General features: G+C 59.8%; 18 protein-coding genes. 11 read left to right on the forward strand and 7 right to left on the reverse strand.

Going from position 1 to position 18,812, the window contains the following annotated elements:
* Positions 1–39: 39 nt before the first annotated feature.
* The 3 genes from AOA62_RS28710 to AOA62_RS28720 all read right to left on the reverse strand — a co-directional run bounded on the left by AOA62_RS28710 (position 40) and on the right by AOA62_RS28720 (position 2,806).
* Positions 40–387 carry a hypothetical protein gene (locus tag AOA62_RS28710; protein ID WP_017139401.1) on the reverse strand — a complete coding sequence of 116 codons (348 nt, stop codon included), beginning with the start codon at positions 385–387 and terminating at the stop codon, positions 40–42.
* A 213-nt stretch (positions 388–600) separates the two neighbouring features.
* Positions 601–1,791, reverse strand: coding sequence for a methionine adenosyltransferase (metK, locus tag AOA62_RS28715; protein ID WP_099550362.1), 1,191 nt, complete (start codon positions 1,789–1,791; stop codon positions 601–603).
* 19 nt (positions 1,792–1,810) lie between these two features.
* Positions 1,811–2,806, reverse strand: a complete 996-nt coding sequence (locus tag AOA62_RS28720; RefSeq protein WP_017139399.1) for a metalloregulator ArsR/SmtB family transcription factor — start codon at positions 2,804–2,806, stop codon at positions 1,811–1,813.
* A gap of 259 nt (positions 2,807–3,065) precedes the next feature.
* Here AOA62_RS28720 and tkt point away from each other — a divergent pair, with 259 nt between their 5' ends.
* From tkt to fba, 6 genes are all read left to right on the forward strand, one after another.
* Positions 3,066–5,063 (forward strand): transketolase, encoded by a 1,998-nt coding sequence (tkt, locus tag AOA62_RS28725; RefSeq protein ID WP_017139398.1) that lies wholly within the window; start codon positions 3,066–3,068, stop codon positions 5,061–5,063.
* A 138-nt stretch (positions 5,064–5,201) separates the two neighbouring features.
* Positions 5,202–6,257 carry an erythrose-4-phosphate dehydrogenase gene (gene epd, locus AOA62_RS28730; RefSeq protein WP_017139397.1) on the forward strand — a complete coding sequence of 352 codons (1,056 nt, stop codon included), beginning with the start codon at positions 5,202–5,204 and terminating at the stop codon, positions 6,255–6,257.
* A gap of 17 nt (positions 6,258–6,274) precedes the next feature.
* Positions 6,275–7,438, forward strand: a complete 1,164-nt coding sequence (locus AOA62_RS28735) for a phosphoglycerate kinase (RefSeq protein WP_099550363.1) — start codon at positions 6,275–6,277, stop codon at positions 7,436–7,438.
* 29 nt (positions 7,439–7,467) lie between these two features.
* On the forward strand, positions 7,468–7,695 hold the full coding sequence (locus tag AOA62_RS28740) for a hypothetical protein (protein WP_099550364.1): 228 nt from the start codon (positions 7,468–7,470) through the stop codon (positions 7,693–7,695).
* A gap of 62 nt (positions 7,696–7,757) precedes the next feature.
* Positions 7,758–8,093: an MliC family protein gene (locus tag AOA62_RS28745; protein WP_099550365.1), complete on the forward strand. Its 336-nt coding sequence runs from the start codon at positions 7,758–7,760 to the stop codon at positions 8,091–8,093.
* A gap of 276 nt (positions 8,094–8,369) precedes the next feature.
* The gene (gene fba / locus AOA62_RS28750; protein ID WP_003177554.1) at positions 8,370–9,434 is read left to right on the forward strand and encodes a class II fructose-bisphosphate aldolase; all 1,065 of its coding nucleotides are present in this window, start codon (positions 8,370–8,372) and stop codon (positions 9,432–9,434) included.
* A gap of 60 nt (positions 9,435–9,494) precedes the next feature.
* Here the strand turns inward: fba and AOA62_RS28755 are convergent, their stop codons facing one another.
* Positions 9,495–9,782 (reverse strand): hypothetical protein, encoded by a 288-nt coding sequence (locus AOA62_RS28755; protein ID WP_017139393.1) that lies wholly within the window; start codon positions 9,780–9,782, stop codon positions 9,495–9,497.
* A gap of 652 nt (positions 9,783–10,434) precedes the next feature.
* Between AOA62_RS28755 and AOA62_RS28760 the strand changes: the two genes are divergently transcribed.
* A complete protein-coding gene (locus AOA62_RS28760) occupies positions 10,435–10,836 on the forward strand; it encodes a hypothetical protein (protein WP_099550439.1) in 402 nt (133 codons plus the stop codon).
* Positions 10,837–10,879: 43 nt separating this feature from the next.
* On the opposite strand, the gene AOA62_RS28765 is transcribed toward AOA62_RS28760, so the two are convergent.
* Positions 10,880–11,545: a polysaccharide lyase family 7 protein gene (locus tag AOA62_RS28765; protein WP_099550366.1), complete on the reverse strand. Its 666-nt coding sequence runs from the start codon at positions 11,543–11,545 to the stop codon at positions 10,880–10,882.
* 310 nt (positions 11,546–11,855) lie between these two features.
* Here AOA62_RS28765 and AOA62_RS28770 point away from each other — a divergent pair, with 310 nt between their 5' ends.
* From AOA62_RS28770 to AOA62_RS28780, 3 genes are read left to right on the forward strand one after another with little or no spacing between them, the layout of a single operon-like run.
* On the forward strand, positions 11,856–13,961 hold the full coding sequence (locus AOA62_RS28770; protein ID WP_099550367.1) for a bifunctional diguanylate cyclase/phosphodiesterase: 2,106 nt from the start codon (positions 11,856–11,858) through the stop codon (positions 13,959–13,961).
* 42 nt (positions 13,962–14,003) lie between these two features.
* Entirely contained in the window at positions 14,004–14,504 is a 501-nt protein-coding gene (locus AOA62_RS28775; RefSeq protein ID WP_099550368.1) for a M48 family metallopeptidase, read from the forward strand.
* An 18-nt stretch (positions 14,505–14,522) separates the two neighbouring features.
* Positions 14,523–14,819, forward strand: a complete 297-nt coding sequence (locus AOA62_RS28780; protein ID WP_017139388.1) for a helix-turn-helix domain-containing protein — start codon at positions 14,523–14,525, stop codon at positions 14,817–14,819.
* A gap of 103 nt (positions 14,820–14,922) precedes the next feature.
* Here AOA62_RS28780 and AOA62_RS28785 read toward each other — a convergent pair whose 3' ends face one another.
* On the reverse strand, positions 14,923–15,375 hold the full coding sequence (locus tag AOA62_RS28785; protein WP_017139387.1) for a GNAT family N-acetyltransferase: 453 nt from the start codon (positions 15,373–15,375) through the stop codon (positions 14,923–14,925).
* A gap of 198 nt (positions 15,376–15,573) precedes the next feature.
* Between AOA62_RS28785 and AOA62_RS28790 the strand changes: the two genes are divergently transcribed.
* Positions 15,574–16,311 (forward strand): ABC transporter substrate-binding protein, encoded by a 738-nt coding sequence (locus AOA62_RS28790; protein WP_017139386.1) that lies wholly within the window; start codon positions 15,574–15,576, stop codon positions 16,309–16,311.
* 94 nt (positions 16,312–16,405) lie between these two features.
* On the opposite strand, the gene yccS is transcribed toward AOA62_RS28790, so the two are convergent.
* Positions 16,406–18,589, reverse strand: a complete 2,184-nt coding sequence (gene yccS, locus AOA62_RS28795) for a YccS family putative transporter (RefSeq protein WP_099550369.1) — start codon at positions 18,587–18,589, stop codon at positions 16,406–16,408.
* Positions 18,590–18,812 lie beyond the last annotated feature (223 nt).

Here is an 18,812-nt window from a genome sequence, read left to right on the forward strand (position 1 = left end):
AGCCCCGGCAGTGCGGGGCTTTTTACCGGGTGTTACCAGTTACTTGAACAGGCCGCCCAACGCCTTCACGGCATCGTTCTTTTCCATCTTGGCTTCCTGTGTTTGTTGCTTGGCATCGACCTTGGCCTGGGATTCTGCCAGTTTGTTACAACCTTTGTTGAGCTGCTCCTGAGCCGCTTTAAACGCCTGGACGCTCAGCAGGTCGTTCTTGGCTTGCGCCGCATCGATCTTGGCTTGCAGGTCTTTGGCTTGCTGCTGACAGTCGCCGGTTTTGCCGCCTAGCTGAGTGCTCAAGGCGCCACCCAATGCACTCAGGTCGGCGGCATGGGCCGGCAGGGCGAACAGGCAGAACAGCAGGGCGGCAGGAGCGAGCGTGGAAATGCGCATGAAAAACCTCAATGTTCGATTGCTTGCGCGCTGGTCTATCCCGGGCTGGCGCAAGGCAATATCCAAATAAGGTGAGAGGCCCGAGAGGGCGCGGATTCTAGAGGGCCATTATTTGGCCTGCAAGCATTGGATCCAAAAAATACGAAAGTCATCACGCAGACAATAAAAAGCCCCGTCGGGCGAACCCGGCGGGGCTTTTGGTGCAACGCGTGCTTACAGGCCGGCGGCAGTGCGCAGGTCGTTGGCGCGGTCGGTTTTTTCCCAGGTGAAGGTGGTGAAGGTGTCGTCGCCGACAGTCTTCTGCGCAGGGGTACGGCCGAAGTGGCCATAGGCTGCAGTGTCCTGGTACATCGGGTGCAGCAGGTCGAGCATGGTGGTGATTGCGTAAGGGCGCAGGTCGAAGATCTCACGCACCAGCTTGACGATCTTGTCATCGCTGATCTTGCCGGTGCCGAAGGTATTCAGCGAGATCGACGTAGGCTGGGCTACACCGATCGCGTAGGAAACCTGGATTTCGCAACGCTCGGCCAGGCCGGCCGCGACGATGTTCTTGGCCACGTAACGACCGGCGTAGGCCGCCGAGCGGTCAACCTTGGAGGGGTCTTTACCCGAGAACGCACCACCGCCATGACGGGCCATGCCGCCGTAGCTGTCGACGATGATCTTGCGACCGGTCAGGCCGCAGTCGCCCACTGGGCCGCCGATGATGAACTGGCCGGTCGGGTTGATGTGGAACTGAGTGTCTTTGGTCAGCAGTTCGGCAGGCAGCACGTGCTTGACGATCAGCTCCATCACGCCTTCACGCAGGTCGGCGTAGGACACGTCCGGGTTGTGTTGGGTCGACAGTACAACGGCGTCGATGCCCACCACTTTGCCGCCTTCGTAACGGCAGGTGACCTGGGACTTGGCGTCTGGACGCAGCCATGGCAGCACACCGGATTTACGTGCTTGCGCCTGGCGCTGTACCAGCTGGTGCGAGAAGGTGATTGGTGCCGGCATCAGCACGTCGGTTTCGTTGCTGGCGTAGCCGAACATCAGGCCCTGGTCGCCGGCGCCCTGATCTTCAGGCTTGGCGCGGTCCACACCCTGGTTGATGTCGGGGGACTGCTTGCCGATGATGTTCATCACGCCGCAGGTCGCGCCGTCGAAGCCGACGTCGGAGCTGTTGTAGCCAATGTCGGTGATCACGTCACGAACGATCTGCTCCAGGTCGACCCAGGCCGTGGTGGTGACTTCACCGGCGATGATCGCCACGCCCGTTTTCACCAGAGTCTCGCACGCCACACGGGCGAACTTGTCTTCAGCAATGATGGCGTCCAGCACCGCGTCAGAAATCTGGTCGGCGATTTTGTCCGGATGCCCTTCAGACACGGACTCGGAGGTGAAAAGGGAGTATTCGCTCATCTCGATGTTTTCCTGATATTTACCGATGGTGAGTGTCGCCAGTCGGTCGCTGAAAGTGGCGGACCTGGATCTGGAAACCATTACGTAAACCTACATAGAGGCTTTCCCCGGGAACGAGTCCCGCAGCGGTGGCCCAACGGGCCAGATCGTCCTGTTCAAAACCCAACCAGAGATCACCGCAGGCCTCCTTGGCCCAATTCTGGTTGTGGCTGCATAAATCTGTGACCAGCAGGCTGCCGCCCGGTTGCAGCAAATTCGCCATCTGCTTGAGGGCTTCGGCGGGGGCCGCAAAATGGTGCAAGACCATGTTCAGCACCACGCAATCGGCCAGCAGGCTGGTGTCATTCAACGCGTCGGCCAACTGCAGGCTGACGTTGCCCAGCGCTTCGCGCTCGCACAGCTGGCGCGCCAGTTCAAGCATCGCCGGGCTGTTGTCCAGCGCGGTCACCTGCTTGAAGCGACGTGCCAGTTCCGGCAGGAAGCCACCGTCGCCGGGGCCAACTTCCAACGCCGTCGCCTCATCACTGAAGCTCAGCTTGTCCAACAGCGCCAGTACGCTTTCGCGGTATTGGGGCAAACCGGCGATCAAGTCCTGTTGGGCGCGAAACTTCTCGGCTACCCGTGAGAAAAAGTCCTGGCTGGCGGCGGCGCGTTGCCCGTGGACCTGGCTGATGCGCGACTGCACATCGCTGGGCAGGCCCAAACTGTCTACCTCTTCGAGCAGGGCAGCGTGCAGCTTGCCGCCGAGCAGCTCGGTGTGGGGCAGGGCGCGGCGATAGAAAATCGCATTGCCTTCGCGGCGCGTAGCCACCAGCTCGGCCTGGGCCAGCACCTTGAGGTGGTGGCTCATGCCGGATTGGCCGATGGCGAAGATCTGCGCCAGTTCCAGCACCCCAAAAGAGTCGTTGGCCAGTGCGCGCAACACGTTCAGGCGCAACGGATCACCAGCGGCCTTGCATAAGGCAGCCAGCTCATCGCCGTCGTCGGGACGCAGGGAGGGCACGGGTAGGTTCATAAGGCCAGCAGTCTAGTGACGGGTGGAAATCCCCGCAAGGCCAATATCAAAAAGTTTTGATATTGGTCGATAATCGGTAGTTATAAGCAGCCGCTATAACCTTTAGACGAACCGGTGGGCTGTTTCTGCAAGCCAATGCCGGGTAAACCGCAGGAAAAACACCTACAAGTGACTATCTGTCATTGCCCGCAGGCGGTGGCTGAGGGAAAATGCCGGTCCTTTTTTCCGTTTCTTCTACTCAAACTCCAGGAGATCAGCGATGCCCAGCCGTCGTGAGCGTGCCAACGCCATTCGTGCCCTCAGCATGGATGCCGTGCAAAAAGCCAACAGCGGCCATCCCGGTGCCCCGATGGGCATGGCGGATATCGCCGAGGTACTTTGGCGTGACTACCTGAAGCACAACCCAAGCAACCCGTCGTTCGCTGACCGTGATCGGTTCGTGCTGTCCAACGGCCACGGCTCGATGCTGATCTACTCGCTGCTGCACCTGACCGGCTACGACGTCACCATCGATGACCTCAAGAGCTTCCGCCAGCTGCACAGCCGCACCCCGGGCCACCCGGAATTCGGCTACACCCCAGGCGTCGAGACCACCACTGGCCCGCTGGGCCAGGGCCTGGCCAACGCCGTGGGTTTTGCGCTGGCGGAAAAAGTATTGGGCGCGCAGTTCAACCGCCCTGGCCACAACATTGTCGACCACCACACCTACGTGTTCCTGGGTGATGGCTGCATGATGGAAGGCATTTCCCACGAAGTCGCGTCCCTGGCCGGCACCCTCGGCCTGGGCAAGCTGATTGCCTTCTACGATGACAACGGCATCTCCATCGACGGCGAAGTCGAAGGCTGGTTCACCGACGACACGCCAAAGCGTTTCGAAGCCTACAACTGGCAGGTGATCCGCAACGTTGACGGTCACGATCCGGAAGAGATCAAGACCGCCATCGACACCGCGCGCAAGAGCGAGCAGCCGACCCTGATCTGCTGCAAGACCATCATCGGTTTCGGCTCGCCGAACAAGCAAGGTAAAGAAGACTGCCACGGCGCCCCACTGGGTGACGCGGAAATCGCCTTGGCTCGTGAAGCGCTGAAGTGGAACCATGGCCCGTTCGAAATCCCGGCTGATATCTACGCCGAGTGGAGCGCCAAGGAAAAAGGCCTGGCCGCCGAAGCCGAGTGGGACCAGCGTTTTGCTGCCTACTCCGCCGAATTCCCGGAATTGGCCAACGAGCTGGTGCGCCGCCTGGCCGGTGACCTGCCTGCCGACTTCTCGGAAAAAGCCTCGGCCTACATCGCCGAAGTCGCGGCCAAGGGCGAGACCATTGCCAGCCGTAAAGCCAGCCAGAACACCCTGAACGCCTTTGGCCCATTGCTGCCTGAGATCCTCGGCGGTTCGGCTGACCTGGCCGGTTCCAACCTGACCCTGTGGAAAGGTTGCAAAGGTGTCTCGGCCGAAGACGCCAGCGGCAACTACATGTACTACGGCGTGCGCGAGTTCGGCATGAGCGCCATCATGAACGGCGTGTCCCTGCACGGCGGCCTGGTGCCTTACGGCGCGACCTTCCTGATGTTCATGGAATACGCGCGTAACGCCGTACGTATGGCCGCGCTGATGAAGAAGCGGGTGATCCATGTGTACACCCACGACTCCATCGGCCTGGGCGAAGACGGCCCGACGCACCAGCCGGTCGAGCAACTGACCAGCCTGCGTACCACGCCGAACCTGGATTGCTGGCGCCCAGCCGACGCGGTGGAATCCGCGGTGGCCTGGAAGCACGCGATCGAGCGTAAGGACGGCCCTTCGGCGCTGATCTTCTCGCGTCAGAACCTGCAACACCAAGTGCGTACCGACGCGCAGATCGCCAACATTAGCCGTGGCGGTTATGTGCTCAAAGACTGCATCGGCGAGCCGGAGTTGATCCTGATCTCCACCGGTTCCGAAGTCGGCCTGACTGTTCAAGCCTACGACAAGCTGACCGAGCAGGGCCGCAACGTTCGCGTGGTGTCCATGCCGTGCACCAGCCTGTTTGAAGCCCAGGATGCCGACTACAAGCAATCGGTATTGCCGTTGCAGGTCAGCGCGCGTATCGCCATCGAAGCGGCGCACGCCGACTACTGGTACAAGTACGTGGGCCTGGAAGGCCGCGTGATCGGCATGACCACCTACGGTGAGTCGGCGCCGGCGCCAGCGTTGTTCGAAGAATTCGGTTTCACCTTGGAAAACATCCTGGGTCAGGCTGAAGAGCTGCTGGAAGACTAAGTCAGTCTGCGTTGTCTGTACTGGCGCCATCGCGGGCAAGCCCGCTCCCACATTTGGATCACGGTCTAATGTGGGAGCGGGCTTGCCCGCGATGGCGTCAGAACATTCAGCACCGAACTCACCTTGATCGAGAACCCCATGCCTCAACCGCGTCCCTACAAAGTTGCACTCAACGGCTACGGCCGCATTGGTCGTTGCGTCTTGCGTGCTCTGTTCGAGCGAGGGGCGGCGGCCGGGTTTGAAATTGTGGCGATCAACGATTTGGCTGACATGGCCAGCATCGAATACCTGACACGCTTTGACTCCACCCACGGCCGCTTCCCCGGCGAAGTGCGGGTCGAGGGCGATTGTCTGCATATTAATGGCACCTGCGTGAAGGTCTTGCGCAGTGCCACCCCCGAAGGCATCGACTGGAAAGCACTGGGCGTTGACCTGGTGCTGGAATGTTCCGGTGTCTACCACACCCGTGCCGACGGTCAGCGTTTTCTCGACGCCGGCGCACCGCGTGTGCTGTTTTCCCAGCCGATGGCCAGCGAGGCGGATGTGGACGCCACCATCGTCTACGGTATCAACCAGGATTGCCTGACCGGCGATGAACTGCTGGTGTCCAACGCCTCCTGCACCACCAACTGCAGCGTGCCGCTGTTGCGCCTGCTGGATCAGGCGATCGGCATCGATTATGTGTCGATCACCACGATTCACTCGGCGATGAACGACCAGCCGGTGATCGACGCCTATCATCATGAAGACCTGCGCCGCACGCGCTCGGCGTTCCAGTCGGTGATTCCGGTGTCTACCGGCCTGGCCCGTGGCATCGAGCGACTGTTGCCGGAACTTGCCGGGCGAATCCAGGCCAAAGCCGTACGGGTGCCGACGGTGAATGTGTCCTGTCTGGACATCACCATGCAAACCGTCAGCGACACTGACGCGACGGAGGTCAACCGGATCTTGCGCGACGCCGCCACCAGCGGCCCGCTCAAAGGCCTGCTGGCCTACACCGAGTTGCCGCACGCCAGTTGTGATTTCAACCATGACCCGCATTCGGCGATTGTGGATGCCAGCCAGACCCGTGTTTCCGGCCCCAGGCTGGTGAACATCCTGGCGTGGTTCGACAACGAATGGGGTTTTGCCAACCGCATGCTGGATGTGGCAGAGCACTATCTGCACATCGCTTCTAAACAACCTCAACAGTAATTCAGGAACTGCGACCCATGACCGTGTTGAAGATGACCGACCTCGATCTGCAAGGTAAGCGCGTACTGATTCGCGAAGACCTCAACGTCCCAGTCAAGGACGGTGTTGTCACCAGCGATGCGCGAATCCTGGCCTCGCTGCCGACCATCAAGCTGGCCCTGGAAAAAGGCGCGGCCGTGATGGTCTGCTCCCACCTGGGTCGCCCGACCGAAGGTGAGTTCAGCGCCGAAAACAGCCTCAAGCCTGTAGCCGACTACCTGAGCAAGGCCCTGGGCCGCGACGTGCCGCTGGTAGCCGACTACCTGGGCGGCGTCTCTGTTGCGCCTGGTGATATCGTGCTGTTCGAAAACGTGCGCTTTAACAAAGGCGAGAAAAAGAACAGCGACGAACTGGCCCAGCAATACGCGGCCCTGTGCGACGTGTTTGTGATGGACGCTTTCGGCACCGCGCACCGCGCCGAAGGCTCGACCCACGGCGTGGCCAAGTTCGCTAAAGTTGCCGCGGCTGGCCCATTGCTGGCTGCTGAGCTGGATGCATTGGGCAAGGCGCTGGGTGCTCCGGCACAACCGATGGCTGCCATCGTGGCCGGCTCCAAAGTGTCGACCAAGCTGGACGTGCTCAACAGCCTCAGCCAGATCTGCAACCAGCTGATCGTCGGCGGCGGCATCGCCAACACCTTCCTGGCCGCAGCCGGGCATCCGGTGGGCAAGTCGCTGTACGAGCCAGACCTGCTCGACACTGCCCGCGCCATCGCCGCCAAAGTCAGCGTGCCGCTGCCGGTGGACGTGGTGGTTGCCAAGGAATTCGCTGAAAGCGCCGAAGCCACCGTCAAGCTGATTGCTGACGTGGCGGCGGACGACATGATCCTGGATATCGGCCCACAAACGGCGGCTAACTTTGCGCAACTGCTGAAAGCCTCCCAGACCATTCTGTGGAACGGCCCGGTCGGTGTGTTTGAGTTCGACCAGTTCGGCAACGGCACCAAAGTGCTGGCCAAGGCGATTGCCGAAAGCTCGGCATTCTCCATCGCCGGCGGCGGTGACACCCTGGCCGCCATCGATAAATATGGCGTTGCTGACCAGATCTCCTACATTTCTACCGGTGGCGGCGCATTCCTCGAATTCGTCGAAGGCAAAGTGTTGCCGGCCGTTGAAGTGCTGGAAACCCGAGCTAAAGGTTAAGGCTCGTGATCCGGAAAAGGAGCATTCCCATGATCAAGTCGTTGGCACTGGTGATCGCAGCGGGCCTGTTGGCCGGCTGCGGCAGCACGCCAAGCGCTGTGCCCGAGGCGCAAGCGCCTGGGGCTGCGCCGAAAAAAAGCTGCTACCAGGCCGACTGGCAGGCCGAAACCATGCCGGTGATCAACAAGCGCATCGGCAATGAACGGCTGGAACAATACGACGCCGCGCCCAACGGTCAGGAACAGGGTTGCCCATGACGGGTCTGATCAACTAACCGACAGCAGTGGCGGCCCTTGGGGTCGTCGTTCGAGGAGTGGCAATGAAAGGCGTTTTCGCCCTCGCAGCCCTGGCCTTGTTGGCCGGTTGCAGCAGCATGAACATGTTCAACAAGGCCGCAGAACCGGCAGACAAATGGACCACCTGGACCTGCGACAGCAAGGCCGAGGTCAACTGGCGCTTTACCAATGCGGCCCGTTCCGAAGTGGATGTACGCCTCGGTGGTTCGGACCAGGTTTATCGCCTTAAACAAGAGGTTGCCGCCTCGGGCGTGCTGTACAGCGACGGCCAACTGGCGTTTCACACAAAAGGTGAGGAAGGCCTGGTTTACTGGGTCGCCACCGATGATTTGATTGGGCGTGGCTGTAAGGCCCAGTAAGAACACGGTCTCAAAATAGATGAGATCAAAATGTGGGAGCTGGCTTGCCTGCGATTGCGGTGGGTCAGCAAAACAAATGTTGTCTGATCTGCCCCCATCGCAGGCAAGCCAGCTCCCACATTGATCCGGTTCCAAAGTCACTTATGTGCGAACCGGACACTGCAATAACGATTCAGCAGCTCAAGCTTAACCCCTTGATCTGCAATAACTTGAATAGCAGCCGCCGCTACGGCAGGCTTGCACGATTAACGACCCTCGACCGGGAGAGACAACACAATGGCACTTATCAGCATGCGTCAAATGCTGGACCACGCAGCCGAGTTCGGCTACGGCGTCCCAGCCTTTAACGTCAACAACCTTGAGCAGATGCGCGCCATCATGGAAGCCGCTGACAAGACCGACTCCCCCGTGATCGTCCAGGCTTCGGCCGGTGCGCGCAAATACGCCGGCGCCCCGTTCCTGCGTCACCTGATCCTCGCCGCTATCGAAGAATTCCCGCACATCCCGGTGTGCATGCACCAGGACCACGGCACCAGCCCTGACGTGTGCCAGCGCTCCATCCAACTGGGTTTCAGCTCGGTAATGATGGACGGCTCCCTGGGCGAAGACGGCAAGACCCCAACCGACTACGAGTACAACGTGCGCGTAACCCAGCAAACCGTGGCCATGGCTCACGCCTGTGGGGTTTCGGTTGAAGGCGAGCTGGGCTGCCTGGGTTCCCTGGAAACCGGTATGGCCGGCGAAGAAGACGGCATCGGCGCCGAAGGCGTGCTGGATCACAGCCAGATGCTGACCGACCCGGAAGAAGCCGCTGACTTCGTGAAGAAAACCCAAGTTGATGCCCTGGCCATCGCCATCGGCACCAGCCACGGCGCCTACAAGTTCACCAAGCCACCTACTGGTGACGTGCTGGCTATCGACCGCATCAAGGAAATCCACAAACGCATCCCTAACACCCACCTGGTGATGCACGGCTCTTCCTCGGTCCCGCAAGAATGGTTGGCGATCATCAACCAGTACGGCGGCGACATCAAAGAAACCTACGGCGTGCCGGTTGAAGAAATCGTCGAAGGCATCAAGTACGGCGTGCGCAAGGTCAACATCGACACCGACCTGCGCCTGGCGTCCACCGGCGCAATGCGTCGCCTGATGGCTACCAACCCGAGCGAATTTGACCCACGTAAATTCTTCGGCGCTACCGTAACGGCCATGCGTGATGTATGTATCGCTCGCTACGAAGCGTTTGGTACTGCCGGTAATGCTTCGAAGATCAAGCCGATCTCGTTGGAAGCGATGTACCAGCGTTACCTGAAAGGTGAGTTGAACGCCAAGGTGAACTGAGCCTTAAGCGTTTAAAAAGAAGCCCGCAGCGATGCGGGCTTTTTTGTGGCCGGGATTTGATCAGGCAGCGGTATCGAAACCTCGGTGCTCAATGACGCGGAACACGTCGCTCACGTCCTGCACCAGAATACGTGCGGTATTGGCCACGTTATTCAGGTCGCGCTCGGCGAAGTCCGGGAGGCTGGAGCAGGCCATCAGGTTGAGGTGTTCGAGGGCGGCGTTGAGGCGTTCGCGCAGGCAGGCGTGGAGGTCGGGCAGTGGGGCGGCGCTGTCGATCAAGAGCACCGGTGAATCGGTGGCGGATTCGGTGCAGGGGTAGAAGCGGCGGGGCGGTAATGGGTCGGTCATGGTGAATCCTTAACTCAAAAGAAGAATGACCACCGTTTGCTGCGAAACAAATTAGGTGGCAGCTGTACGCGGGTTCGCAGACCGAGGAGTTAAGACCCGGCAGACCCGAAGGCCTCCCACGCACAGCCGCCATAACAAGGACGGCCGTCGGCGGAGCGCCGGGGCCGTTTGTGACGGGTGCAGTATTAACTCGGTAGGGCTGCGAAACCCTATCGCTGTTCTCAGCGACGGGGCGAACTATAAGCGGCGATCTGTCCGCCCGCAACGGTCGTGTAGGACCAACCTCGATCCCCGAACCGATGGAGATCCAATGTGGGAGCCGGGCTTGCCCGCGATGGCGGTGTGTCAGGCACTGCTGATGGTGGCTGATACACCGCCATCGCGGGCAAGCCCGGCTCCCACAGGGTTCGGTGGTGTGTTTAAGAGGTCGTAGTAATCAGGGAATAGTCTTTGTGTTTGTCGGAGTTTGCCTACGAATAGTGGCGACTCAACAGTTGTTTGCGATCGGAAGCATCCTAAAGCCGGTCAGTAGAACGCACAGTGTCTTGATGGTTTTTCTGTTTTATTTGTACACCATTGAAAGTGCGCTTTTATCGCCTTCGAATCATTTAAGGTTGGGCTTTGAAATGTATTCGATGAGAGAGAAGTGATAATGAACTTTATTAAAGCTGCTGGCATTTTCATTGCGTTGATGGCAGTGGGCTCTGCTGCGTCGGTCTATGGGAAAGGCAGGGTATATACAGCGTCTGTTGACGATAAGGGAACGGTCTATGCGCAATCGCCCACGTGGATTAAAGAAGTAAAATTGACTGCGCAACCTGACTACTTTTCAGAGTATAAAGTTAGATTCGTGCCCGGTGTTTTTAAAGAGGTGCCGAGCTTCTGTACGGTGTCGGTGACGGATGTGTACTCTAATGAACGTATCTTCTATGGTCACGCCAAGTTGGGTGGGCTGCCGGCGATCAATTACATTAATGTATTGACACTCATGGTGGGTGATAACAAACCCGCCGGCGATTCTTCAATGGGCTTTATGCTGATGTGCGTTGATTAAACCCACTAAGAGGCCCCGTTACTAACGGGGCTTCTTTCACGCTCTACTCGTGATCAATATCTAACTTGGCAAACGTCACCCGTGCGCCTTCCTTGCTGTCGCCGTTGTTGTCCTGCACATACACCCCTGCCTTGAAGTACAGCGGTTTCGCACCCCACGCGGCGCCTATGCGCTCGTTCCATTCGCCATCTGCGGCATACACATTGAGCAGCCCGGCTTTATTGAGGTTGATCACGTAGGTAAAGCTCTTGTTGAGTGGCACATTGGAGGCGACGGTGACCACGCGCCCCTCACCATCATCCGGGCGCATGCGCACCTTGGCGACGATGTTGCCGGTCTGGGTTTTTTCCTTGAATTGGTACTCCAGTTTGATCAGCGGTTTCTGGCTGTCATACGCGTGGATCTGGCCGATAACCACTTTGCCGCTGGAGGGCACCTGGTTGACGGCCACGGTGGCGCGCAGGAAGTTGTTGGCTTCGTTGTAAGTCCAGTTGCGCAGGCGCCCATCGGCGTAGGTTTCGCGTAACTCGCTGCGTGGGTAGATGGCGTTTTCGGTGCGGGTGCCGGTCACGGGTGTCCAGAATTGCACGTTGCTGCCTTCGGCCTGGAAGTACTGGTCCTTGAAGCCGCTCAGCAGCTTGGGGGTGTCGATGGTCGTGGGCGGGGAGCCGACCGGGATGCTGAGGTTCCAGGTGGAAAGGTCGATCATGGTGTTGGCCTTTTACAGAGGGTGAAGGCTTTAGCCCGAGGGCTGTACAGGTTCTTTATAGGCGGTGGTTGTCCGGTTGTTAAACAGTTTGTGGCAAATTATTGGCGTCAGCTAAATGCCAAAAAGCCATGTTTCCCACAGGCCGTGGGCTGTAGGGCTTGACCGTTAGTCGGCTTCCTGAGCTTTGGCGCAATGATGGCATCCACGTCACTTCTGCTTTTTTTAAAGCGGGGCTAGAGTGAGCCCTCAGTGTTTGTCCGGTTTTTGTAGCAGAAGTGACCGGTGCAGCCCCTCAAGGAAGAGACGTAGCATGGATTGCGCTCCACACCCCGGCGATGGCAGTTCGGTTCTTTTGGTCGTCGATGACTACCCGGAAAACCTCATCAGCATGCGTGCGCTTTTGCAGCGTGAAGACTGGCACGTGATCACGGCCGCTTCCGGGCTGGAAGCCTTGGAGTTGCTGCTTGCCCACGAGGTCGACCTGGTCTTGCTGGATGTACGCATGCCCGGCATGGATGGCTTTGAAGTCGCACGCCTGATGCGTGGCAGCCAGCGCACACGCATGACGCCGATTATCTTTCTCACGGCCCACGCCCAATCGTCCGCCGCTGTGCAGGAAGGCTATGCCAGCGGCGCAATCGACTATCTGTTCAAACCCTTTGACCCGCATATCCTCAAGCCCAAGGTTCAGGCTCTGCTGGAGCAGCAGCGCAACCGCCGCGCCTTGCAGCGCCTGAGCCACGACCTGGAGTTGGCGCGTGCCTTCAACGCCTCGGTGCTCGACAACGCCGCCGAAGGCCTGTTGGTGGTGGGCGAGGGCAGTGTGATCGAGTACGCCAACCCGGCGATTTCACGCTTGCTGAACGCCACCATGGCCGAGTTGCAGGGCGAGAGTTTCTTAAGTTTCCTGCAAAAACCCCATGTGCCTGCGTGGTTGAGTTTCCCGATGTACGAGGCGTACCGCCGGGGTGAAACGTGGCGCCAGCACGACGCGATTTTGCGCACCGGCCGTGGCCAGCAGGTGCCGGTGGCGTTGTCCTGCGCGCCGCTGCCCGCCGAGCAGAGGGCCATGGTGGTGACCGTGCTGGACATGTCCGAGGTACGCCATCTGCACCAGCAGTTGGAGTTCCAGGCCGTGACCGATCCGTTGACGGGGCTGTTGAACCGGCGTGGCTTTCACCAGGCGGTGGAGAACATCTTGCTGCGCAGCGAGCGTAACGAGCAGTCGCTGGTGTTGCTGTATCTGGACCTGGACGGTTTCAAGCGGGTCAATGACTCGTTGGGCCACGACGCGGGTGACCGCGTGCTGCGCTGGGTCTCGGAGCAGATGCAGGCCTGCTTGCGCTCCTGCGACATTCTCGGGCGTATGGGCGGGGATGAATTCACCGCATTGCTGGAGTTGGAGTGCCCGGAGCAGGCCGCCAAGATTTCGGAAAAACTGATCGAAAGAGTGTCTGTGTGCCAGCAAGTGGACGGTTTGGAGGTGATGCTTGGCGTCAGCATCGGCATCGCGACGTTCCCGGACTGCGGCTCCGACCTGAGCGGCCTGTTGCGTGCGGCGGATATCGCCATGTACGAAGCCAAGCGCGCGGGCCGTCAGCAATATCGCTATTACGATCAGGAAATGAACGGCCGCGCCCGTTCGCGGTTGATGCTGGAAGACAGCGTGCGCACCGCGATTCAAAACAAGGACTTCACCCTGGTCTACCAGCCCCAGGTCTCGTTGGAAGACGGGCGCTTGCGCGGTGTCGAGGCGCTGCTGCGCTGGCAGCACCCCAGCGTCGGCGATGTGCCGCCGGGCTTATTCTTGCCGCTGCTTGAAGAGGCGCGGCTGATCAGACAGTTGAGCGCCTGGATCTACCAGCAAGTCGCTGCCCAGCGCCAAGCCTGGCAAGCCACCTTCGATCAAGAGTTGGTGCTGAGCGTGAGCTTGAGTGCCAGCCAGTTCAATATGCCCAACCTCGCCAGCCAACTGCAGCAGGTACTCGAGCGGCATGGCTTACAGGGGCGCCAGCTGGAGGTGGAAATCAGCGAAGACAGCCTGATGAGTAACCTGGAAGAGACCCACAAGCAGCTCAAGTTATTGCGCCAGATCGATGTGCGCATTGCCTTGGATGACTTCGGCCTGGGCCAATGCTCCCTGGCCCACCTTCGGGACCTGGAGTTCGATACGCTCAAGCTCGACCCGCAACTGGTGGCGCGCCTGCCAGGCTCGGTACGGGACGCGGCAATGGCGCGCAGTATCATCCAGTTATGTGCACATTTTGAGGTGTTGGTGATCGCCGAGGGTGTGGAAACCCTCGAGCAGTCAACGTGGCTCAAGGCCAATGGCTGCGCATTTATTCAGGGGCCGTTGGCTGCCCAACCGTTGGTGGCGGAGGAAGTGGCTGCCTGGTCCCACCCTCGTCTGCTGTGAATTCGCTACACTGGCGGCCTTCAAACCCTGTTGCAGAACCCCATGACCGCGCTGAAATACCTCCAGGCCTACCCCGCAGCGCTCCAGGAGCAAGTGCGCCAATTGATCGCCAAGGACCAATTGGGCGCCTACCTGGAGCAACGCTACCCCGAGCGCCACGGCGTGCAGAGCGACAAGGCGTTATACAGCTATGCCCTGGCGTTGAAGCAGGAACACCTGCGCAACGCGCCGGCCATCGACAAAGTGCTGTTCGACAATCGCCTGGACCTCACCCACCGCGCCCTGGGCCTGCACACCACGATTTCACGGGTGCAGGGCGGCAACCTCAAAGCCAAGAAAGAAATCCGCATTTCGGCGCTGTTCAAGGAAGCCGCACCGGAGTTTCTGCGCATGATCGTGGTGCACGAGCTGGCGCACTTCAAGGAATCGGACCACAACAAGGCGTTTTATAAACTCTGTGAGTACATGATGCCGGGCTACCATCAGGTGGAGTTCGACCTGCGGGTGTACCTCACGTATCGCGACTTGCAGGGCAAGCCCTAACTTCAAAAGGCGTCGAGCATGGATGTGAGCAAGACCAAAAGCAGTTTCTACCGCCGCCTGTATGTGGCCTACCTGATCGACAGCGGCCAGGCCAGCAGCGTGCCGGCACTCACCGACGCCACCGGGATGCCACGGCGTACGGCGCAGGACACGATTGCGGCGTTGGCTGATCTGGATATTGTGTGTGAGTTTGAGCAGGAGGATGGCGCGCGCAATCATGCCGGGCGTTATCGGATTCGTAGCTGGGGCGCGATTGATCGGCGCTGGATCGAGGCGAACCTTGCGGCGGTCAAGCAGGTGCTGGGTTATCCCTGAACCGGGTGCTTGCAGCTCTGGCCTCATCGCAGGCAAGCCAGCTCCCACACTTGAAGTATTCGCAATTCAACGTGTGGGAGTTGGCTTGCCTGCGATGGCGTCCTTACTGGCGCCGCATACCAATATGGGGAATGTCATCCTCCAGGTATTCCTCACCCGCCACTTCAAACCCATACTTGCCGTAATACCCCTGCAAATGCGCCTGGGCTGACAGATAGATCGGCGTCTGCGGCCAGATGTCTTCAATGCGCTTGAGGGCTTCTTCCATCATCTGGTGCCCCAGGCCGGTACCGCGTGCCACCGGCGCGACGATCACCCGGCCAATCACCACATCACCGCCCTGGGATTCCGGGTCCAGCAGGCGCAGGTAGGCCACCAGCACGTCATCTTGCCAGGCCATCAAGTGGTGGGTATCGCCCGAAAGATCCTGCCCGTCGAGGTCTTGATAAACGCATTTTTGCTCGACGACAAACACCTCATTGCGCAGACGCATAATGGTGTACAGCTGCTCTTTGCCGAGGTCTTCGTGATGTTTGCAGACCCATTCAACCGTCATGGCGTTTTCCCTTATTAATGTCTGTGGCCGATAGTAAGCGCCGCCGCCCGTCCTGTCTAAACTGAGCATTTTTGTGAATGGCGTCAATTTGCCATCATTCAGTCCGATCGCCACAGGCTTCTTTGTGTAATCTGCAATACAGGCTCATTGATGAGCTACTGTTATCAGGCCAATGCCTGCCCGCCAAGGACTTTGAGCATGCCGCGATTTTCTCGTGCCGTTGCTTTAATAGGAGTGTTGCTGCTGGCTCAGCCGGCGGTGGCGCAGCGCCTGCGACTGGTAGCGGATGTATGGCCACCGTTTACCGATTCGACCTTGATCAACGGCGGCCTGGCCACTGATATTGTCAGTACGGCGCTGGCTCGAGCAGGCTATGCCAGTGATTTCGAACAAGTGCCATGGGCGCGGGCGCTGATGGGCGTGGGCGATGGCCGTTATGACGTGTTGATCAACGCCTGGTACGACGATGCCCGCACCAAGCTGGGCCAGTTTTCCGGCGAATACCTGATGAATCGCGTGCGGTTTATCAAGCGCCGCGACGACCCCATCGATTATCAGAACCTGGAGCAACTGCACGACGATCCCATCGCCGTGGTGCGCGGCTACGCCTACTCGGCGGCGTTCGACCAGGATGCGCAGTTGCAGAAAGTGCCGGTGCATAACTTCGCCATGGCGGTGCGTATGCTCGCGGCCAAACGCGTCAAGCTGACGCTGGAAGATGAGTTTGTGGCCCGCTATTACCTGGCGCGGGAGTCGCCACGGGTGCGCAACGCGGTGGAGTTTTTACCCAAGCCGTTGAGCGAGAACAGCCTGCATATTCTGGTGAGCCTGAAGAACCCGGAGCATGAACAGATCGTGGCCAGCTTTGATCGGGAGATTGCGCGGATGAAGGCAGATGGCAGTTATGCGCGGTTGATGAAGGAGCATGGGATGTAGTGTTTCTGCTGGCCCCATCGCAGGCAAGCTAGCTCCCACATTTTGAATGGCGAACACCTTCAAAGGTGGGAGCTGGCTTGCCTGCGATGGCGGTTTACGCTGCGCTGGTATCTTTGATCAAATGCGCCGCCAACGTGCGCAACGGCCCCAACTGCCGGCAAATCAACGCCAGTTGCGTCTGCACCAGCCGCTGCCCTTCATCGATCTCATCGGGCATCTGCTCCAGGTCCGCCGCCAACGCTTCCTCGGCATCACTCTGAATCGCGATGGGCTGCTTGTTGGCCAGCCCCGTGGCGATTTCGTCGATACTTGCCGCCAGGCTGTTACCGGCACCATCGATCAAATGCTCACGCACATCGGCGGGCAGTTGGGTTTCACGGTGCGCACCCAGCCCGGAAAGGTAACTGAGCAAGGTGTGCGACAGCACCAGAAAGCGGAAGCCCACATCGGCTTCCTTACGGAAATGCCCAGGTTCCATGAGCATATTCGCCAGCGTGGTCGACAGCGCCGCGTCGGCGTTGTGCGCATTGCGCCGCGCCAGCCGGTAGGCCAGGTCGTCGCTCTTGCCGGCGGCGTATTGCTGCATGATCTGGCGCAGGTAAATGCTGTTGCAGGTCAGGGTGTTGGCCAGCACTTTGTTCAGGCGCCGACCTTGCCAGTCCGGCAGGAACAGGAACACCGCCAGGCCTGCAATCAAGCTGCCCAGCAAGGTATCGAACAGGCGTGGCAGGAACAGCCCGTAACCGTCGCCCACCTGGTTGAAGCAGAACAGCACCATCAGGGTGATCGCCGCGGTGGCCAACGTGTAGCGGGTGGTGCGGTTGATAAAGAACACCAGGCCTGCGGCGATGGCGAACATCGACTGCACCAACGGGTTTGGGAACAGATCAAACAGCGCCCAGGCCACGGTCAGGCCGATGGCGGTGCCGATGATCCGCTGGCCCAGCTTGCGCCGCGTGGCGCCGTAGTTGGGTTGGCACACGAACAGGGTGGTGAGGATGATCCAGTAGCCTTGGGACGGGTGGATCAAGTGCACCATCCAATAGCCGATACTCAGTGCCAGCGGCAGGCGCAGGGCGTGACGGAACAGCAGTGACGTCGGCGTCAGTTGCGTGCGCAAGCGCGTCCACATTTCCTTGAGGTTGCGCGGGGCACGGTCCAGCAGGCTGCTGTCGGTGGCGTCGGCCAGGGAGTCGGGGTTGCTGGCATCGCCGAGCAGGCGGTCGAGGGTGGACAGGTTGGCGGCCAACGCACGCAACGAGCGCAACAGGCCACGCCAGGCCGGGTTGCTCTGGATGCGCAGGTGTTCCAGGGAGGCGTTCAGGTCGCCCAGGGCTTCAGCGAAGCTGTCGTCATAAATGAACGGCTGGCGCAGCTGGATCGATTCGGCCAGGGCCTGGCAGGCCTTGCCTTGCTGGCGCAACAGGCGCTGGCAGCGGAACAGCACGTCGCTGTGGAAGAAGGCTTCAGCCAGGGCGTTGTAAGGGTAGTGGGACGAGCTGGCGCGTTCGTGGATATCCTGGGCCAGAAAGTACAGCTTCAGGTAACGGCTGACTTTTGAGCCGGGGCGGCCATTGCCTACGCGGTGCAGGATGATTTCTTTCGCGGCATTCAGCGCCGCCACCACCCGGCCGTTTTGCTGGGCCAGTTCCAGGCGGCGCGCTTCCACATCCAGTTGGCGGATCGGCTCGAACAGCGACGATTTAAGCTTGAGGTAACGCCCCAGCTCCCGAAACAACCGCGCCAGGCTTTGCTGCACCGGCTGGTTGGAAAACAGCGCCTGCCACAGCACCGACAGCGCGCCATACCACGCGGCGCCGGCCACCAGCAGCAACGGCTCGTGCCAGAAGTCGGTGACGGCGCCACCGCGCTGGTCCACGCCGATCATGGTGTACACCGACAGAATCAACGTCGCTGAAGCAATCGCGCCATACCGTTCGCCCAACGCGCCGAGCATGGTCAGGCAGAAGCTGGCCAGGGCCAGGGCGATGGCGAAGATCCACGGATAAGGGAACAGCAGTTCAACCGACAGCGCGGCAACACTGAAACACACCAGCGTTACCGCCAACGCATTCAGGCGGCCCTGCCAACTGTCATCGGTCTCGGCCAGGGCGCTGGCGATAATCCCCAGGAATAGCGGGATCAGCAGGGTCATTTCGTTTTGATACCAGCACAGCGCCATGCTGCCGGTGAGGGCGATGAATACCCGAACGCTGTAACTGAATTTATCCAGCGCCCACAGGCGCCGCATGGACTGCTTGAACGAGGTCGATGACATGAAGTCTGGAGTCTTCCGGGACGATGCCGCTAAATTGAGCCAGTAATGACGCCACGGCAAGCGTGGCGATCACATGTAACAGCAAAATTTATTCCAGCCAACATCCTAAGAACACCACGAAACTACTGTGGGAGCTGGCTTGCCTGCGATAGCGGCGGTGAATCCAACACCGCTATCGCAGCGGTGCGACGATTCGACGAGCCAGCTCCCACCTGTTGACTGT

Source organism: Pseudomonas sp. 2995-3, from assembly GCF_002742565.1.
In the GTDB taxonomy this organism is placed as follows: domain Bacteria; phylum Pseudomonadota; class Gammaproteobacteria; order Pseudomonadales; family Pseudomonadaceae; genus Aquipseudomonas; species Aquipseudomonas edaphica.

Excerpts from the sequence above, each read along its gene's own strand:
- metK (WP_099550362.1), bottom strand. The coding sequence starts at position 1,791 with ATGAGCGAATACTCCCTTTTCACCTCCGAGTCCGTGTCTGAAGGGCAT.
- AOA62_RS28775 (WP_099550368.1), top strand. The coding sequence starts at position 14,004 with ATGACCGCGCTGAAATACCTCCAGGCCTACCCCGCAGCGCTCCAGGAG.
- AOA62_RS28710 (WP_017139401.1), bottom strand. The coding sequence starts at position 387 with ATGCGCATTTCCACGCTCGCTCCTGCCGCCCTGCTGTTCTGCCTGTTC.
- epd (WP_017139397.1), top strand. The coding sequence starts at position 5,202 with ATGCCTCAACCGCGTCCCTACAAAGTTGCACTCAACGGCTACGGCCGC.
- AOA62_RS28790 (WP_017139386.1), top strand. The coding sequence starts at position 15,574 with ATGCCGCGATTTTCTCGTGCCGTTGCTTTAATAGGAGTGTTGCTGCTG.
- AOA62_RS28745 (WP_099550365.1), top strand. The coding sequence starts at position 7,758 with ATGAAAGGCGTTTTCGCCCTCGCAGCCCTGGCCTTGTTGGCCGGTTGC.
- AOA62_RS28740 (WP_099550364.1), top strand. The coding sequence starts at position 7,468 with ATGATCAAGTCGTTGGCACTGGTGATCGCAGCGGGCCTGTTGGCCGGC.
- AOA62_RS28720 (WP_017139399.1), bottom strand. The coding sequence starts at position 2,806 with ATGAACCTACCCGTGCCCTCCCTGCGTCCCGACGACGGCGATGAGCTG.
- AOA62_RS28780 (WP_017139388.1), top strand. The coding sequence starts at position 14,523 with ATGGATGTGAGCAAGACCAAAAGCAGTTTCTACCGCCGCCTGTATGTG.
- AOA62_RS28735 (WP_099550363.1), top strand. The coding sequence starts at position 6,275 with ATGACCGTGTTGAAGATGACCGACCTCGATCTGCAAGGTAAGCGCGTA.
- tkt (WP_017139398.1), top strand. The coding sequence starts at position 3,066 with ATGCCCAGCCGTCGTGAGCGTGCCAACGCCATTCGTGCCCTCAGCATG.
- fba (WP_003177554.1), top strand. The coding sequence starts at position 8,370 with ATGGCACTTATCAGCATGCGTCAAATGCTGGACCACGCAGCCGAGTTC.
- AOA62_RS28765 (WP_099550366.1), bottom strand. The coding sequence starts at position 11,545 with ATGATCGACCTTTCCACCTGGAACCTCAGCATCCCGGTCGGCTCCCCG.
- AOA62_RS28770 (WP_099550367.1), top strand. The coding sequence starts at position 11,856 with ATGGATTGCGCTCCACACCCCGGCGATGGCAGTTCGGTTCTTTTGGTC.
- AOA62_RS28755 (WP_017139393.1), bottom strand. The coding sequence starts at position 9,782 with ATGACCGACCCATTACCGCCCCGCCGCTTCTACCCCTGCACCGAATCC.
- AOA62_RS28785 (WP_017139387.1), bottom strand. The coding sequence starts at position 15,375 with ATGACGGTTGAATGGGTCTGCAAACATCACGAAGACCTCGGCAAAGAG.
- yccS (WP_099550369.1), bottom strand. The coding sequence starts at position 18,589 with ATGTCATCGACCTCGTTCAAGCAGTCCATGCGGCGCCTGTGGGCGCTG.
- AOA62_RS28760 (WP_099550439.1), top strand. The coding sequence starts at position 10,435 with ATGAACTTTATTAAAGCTGCTGGCATTTTCATTGCGTTGATGGCAGTG.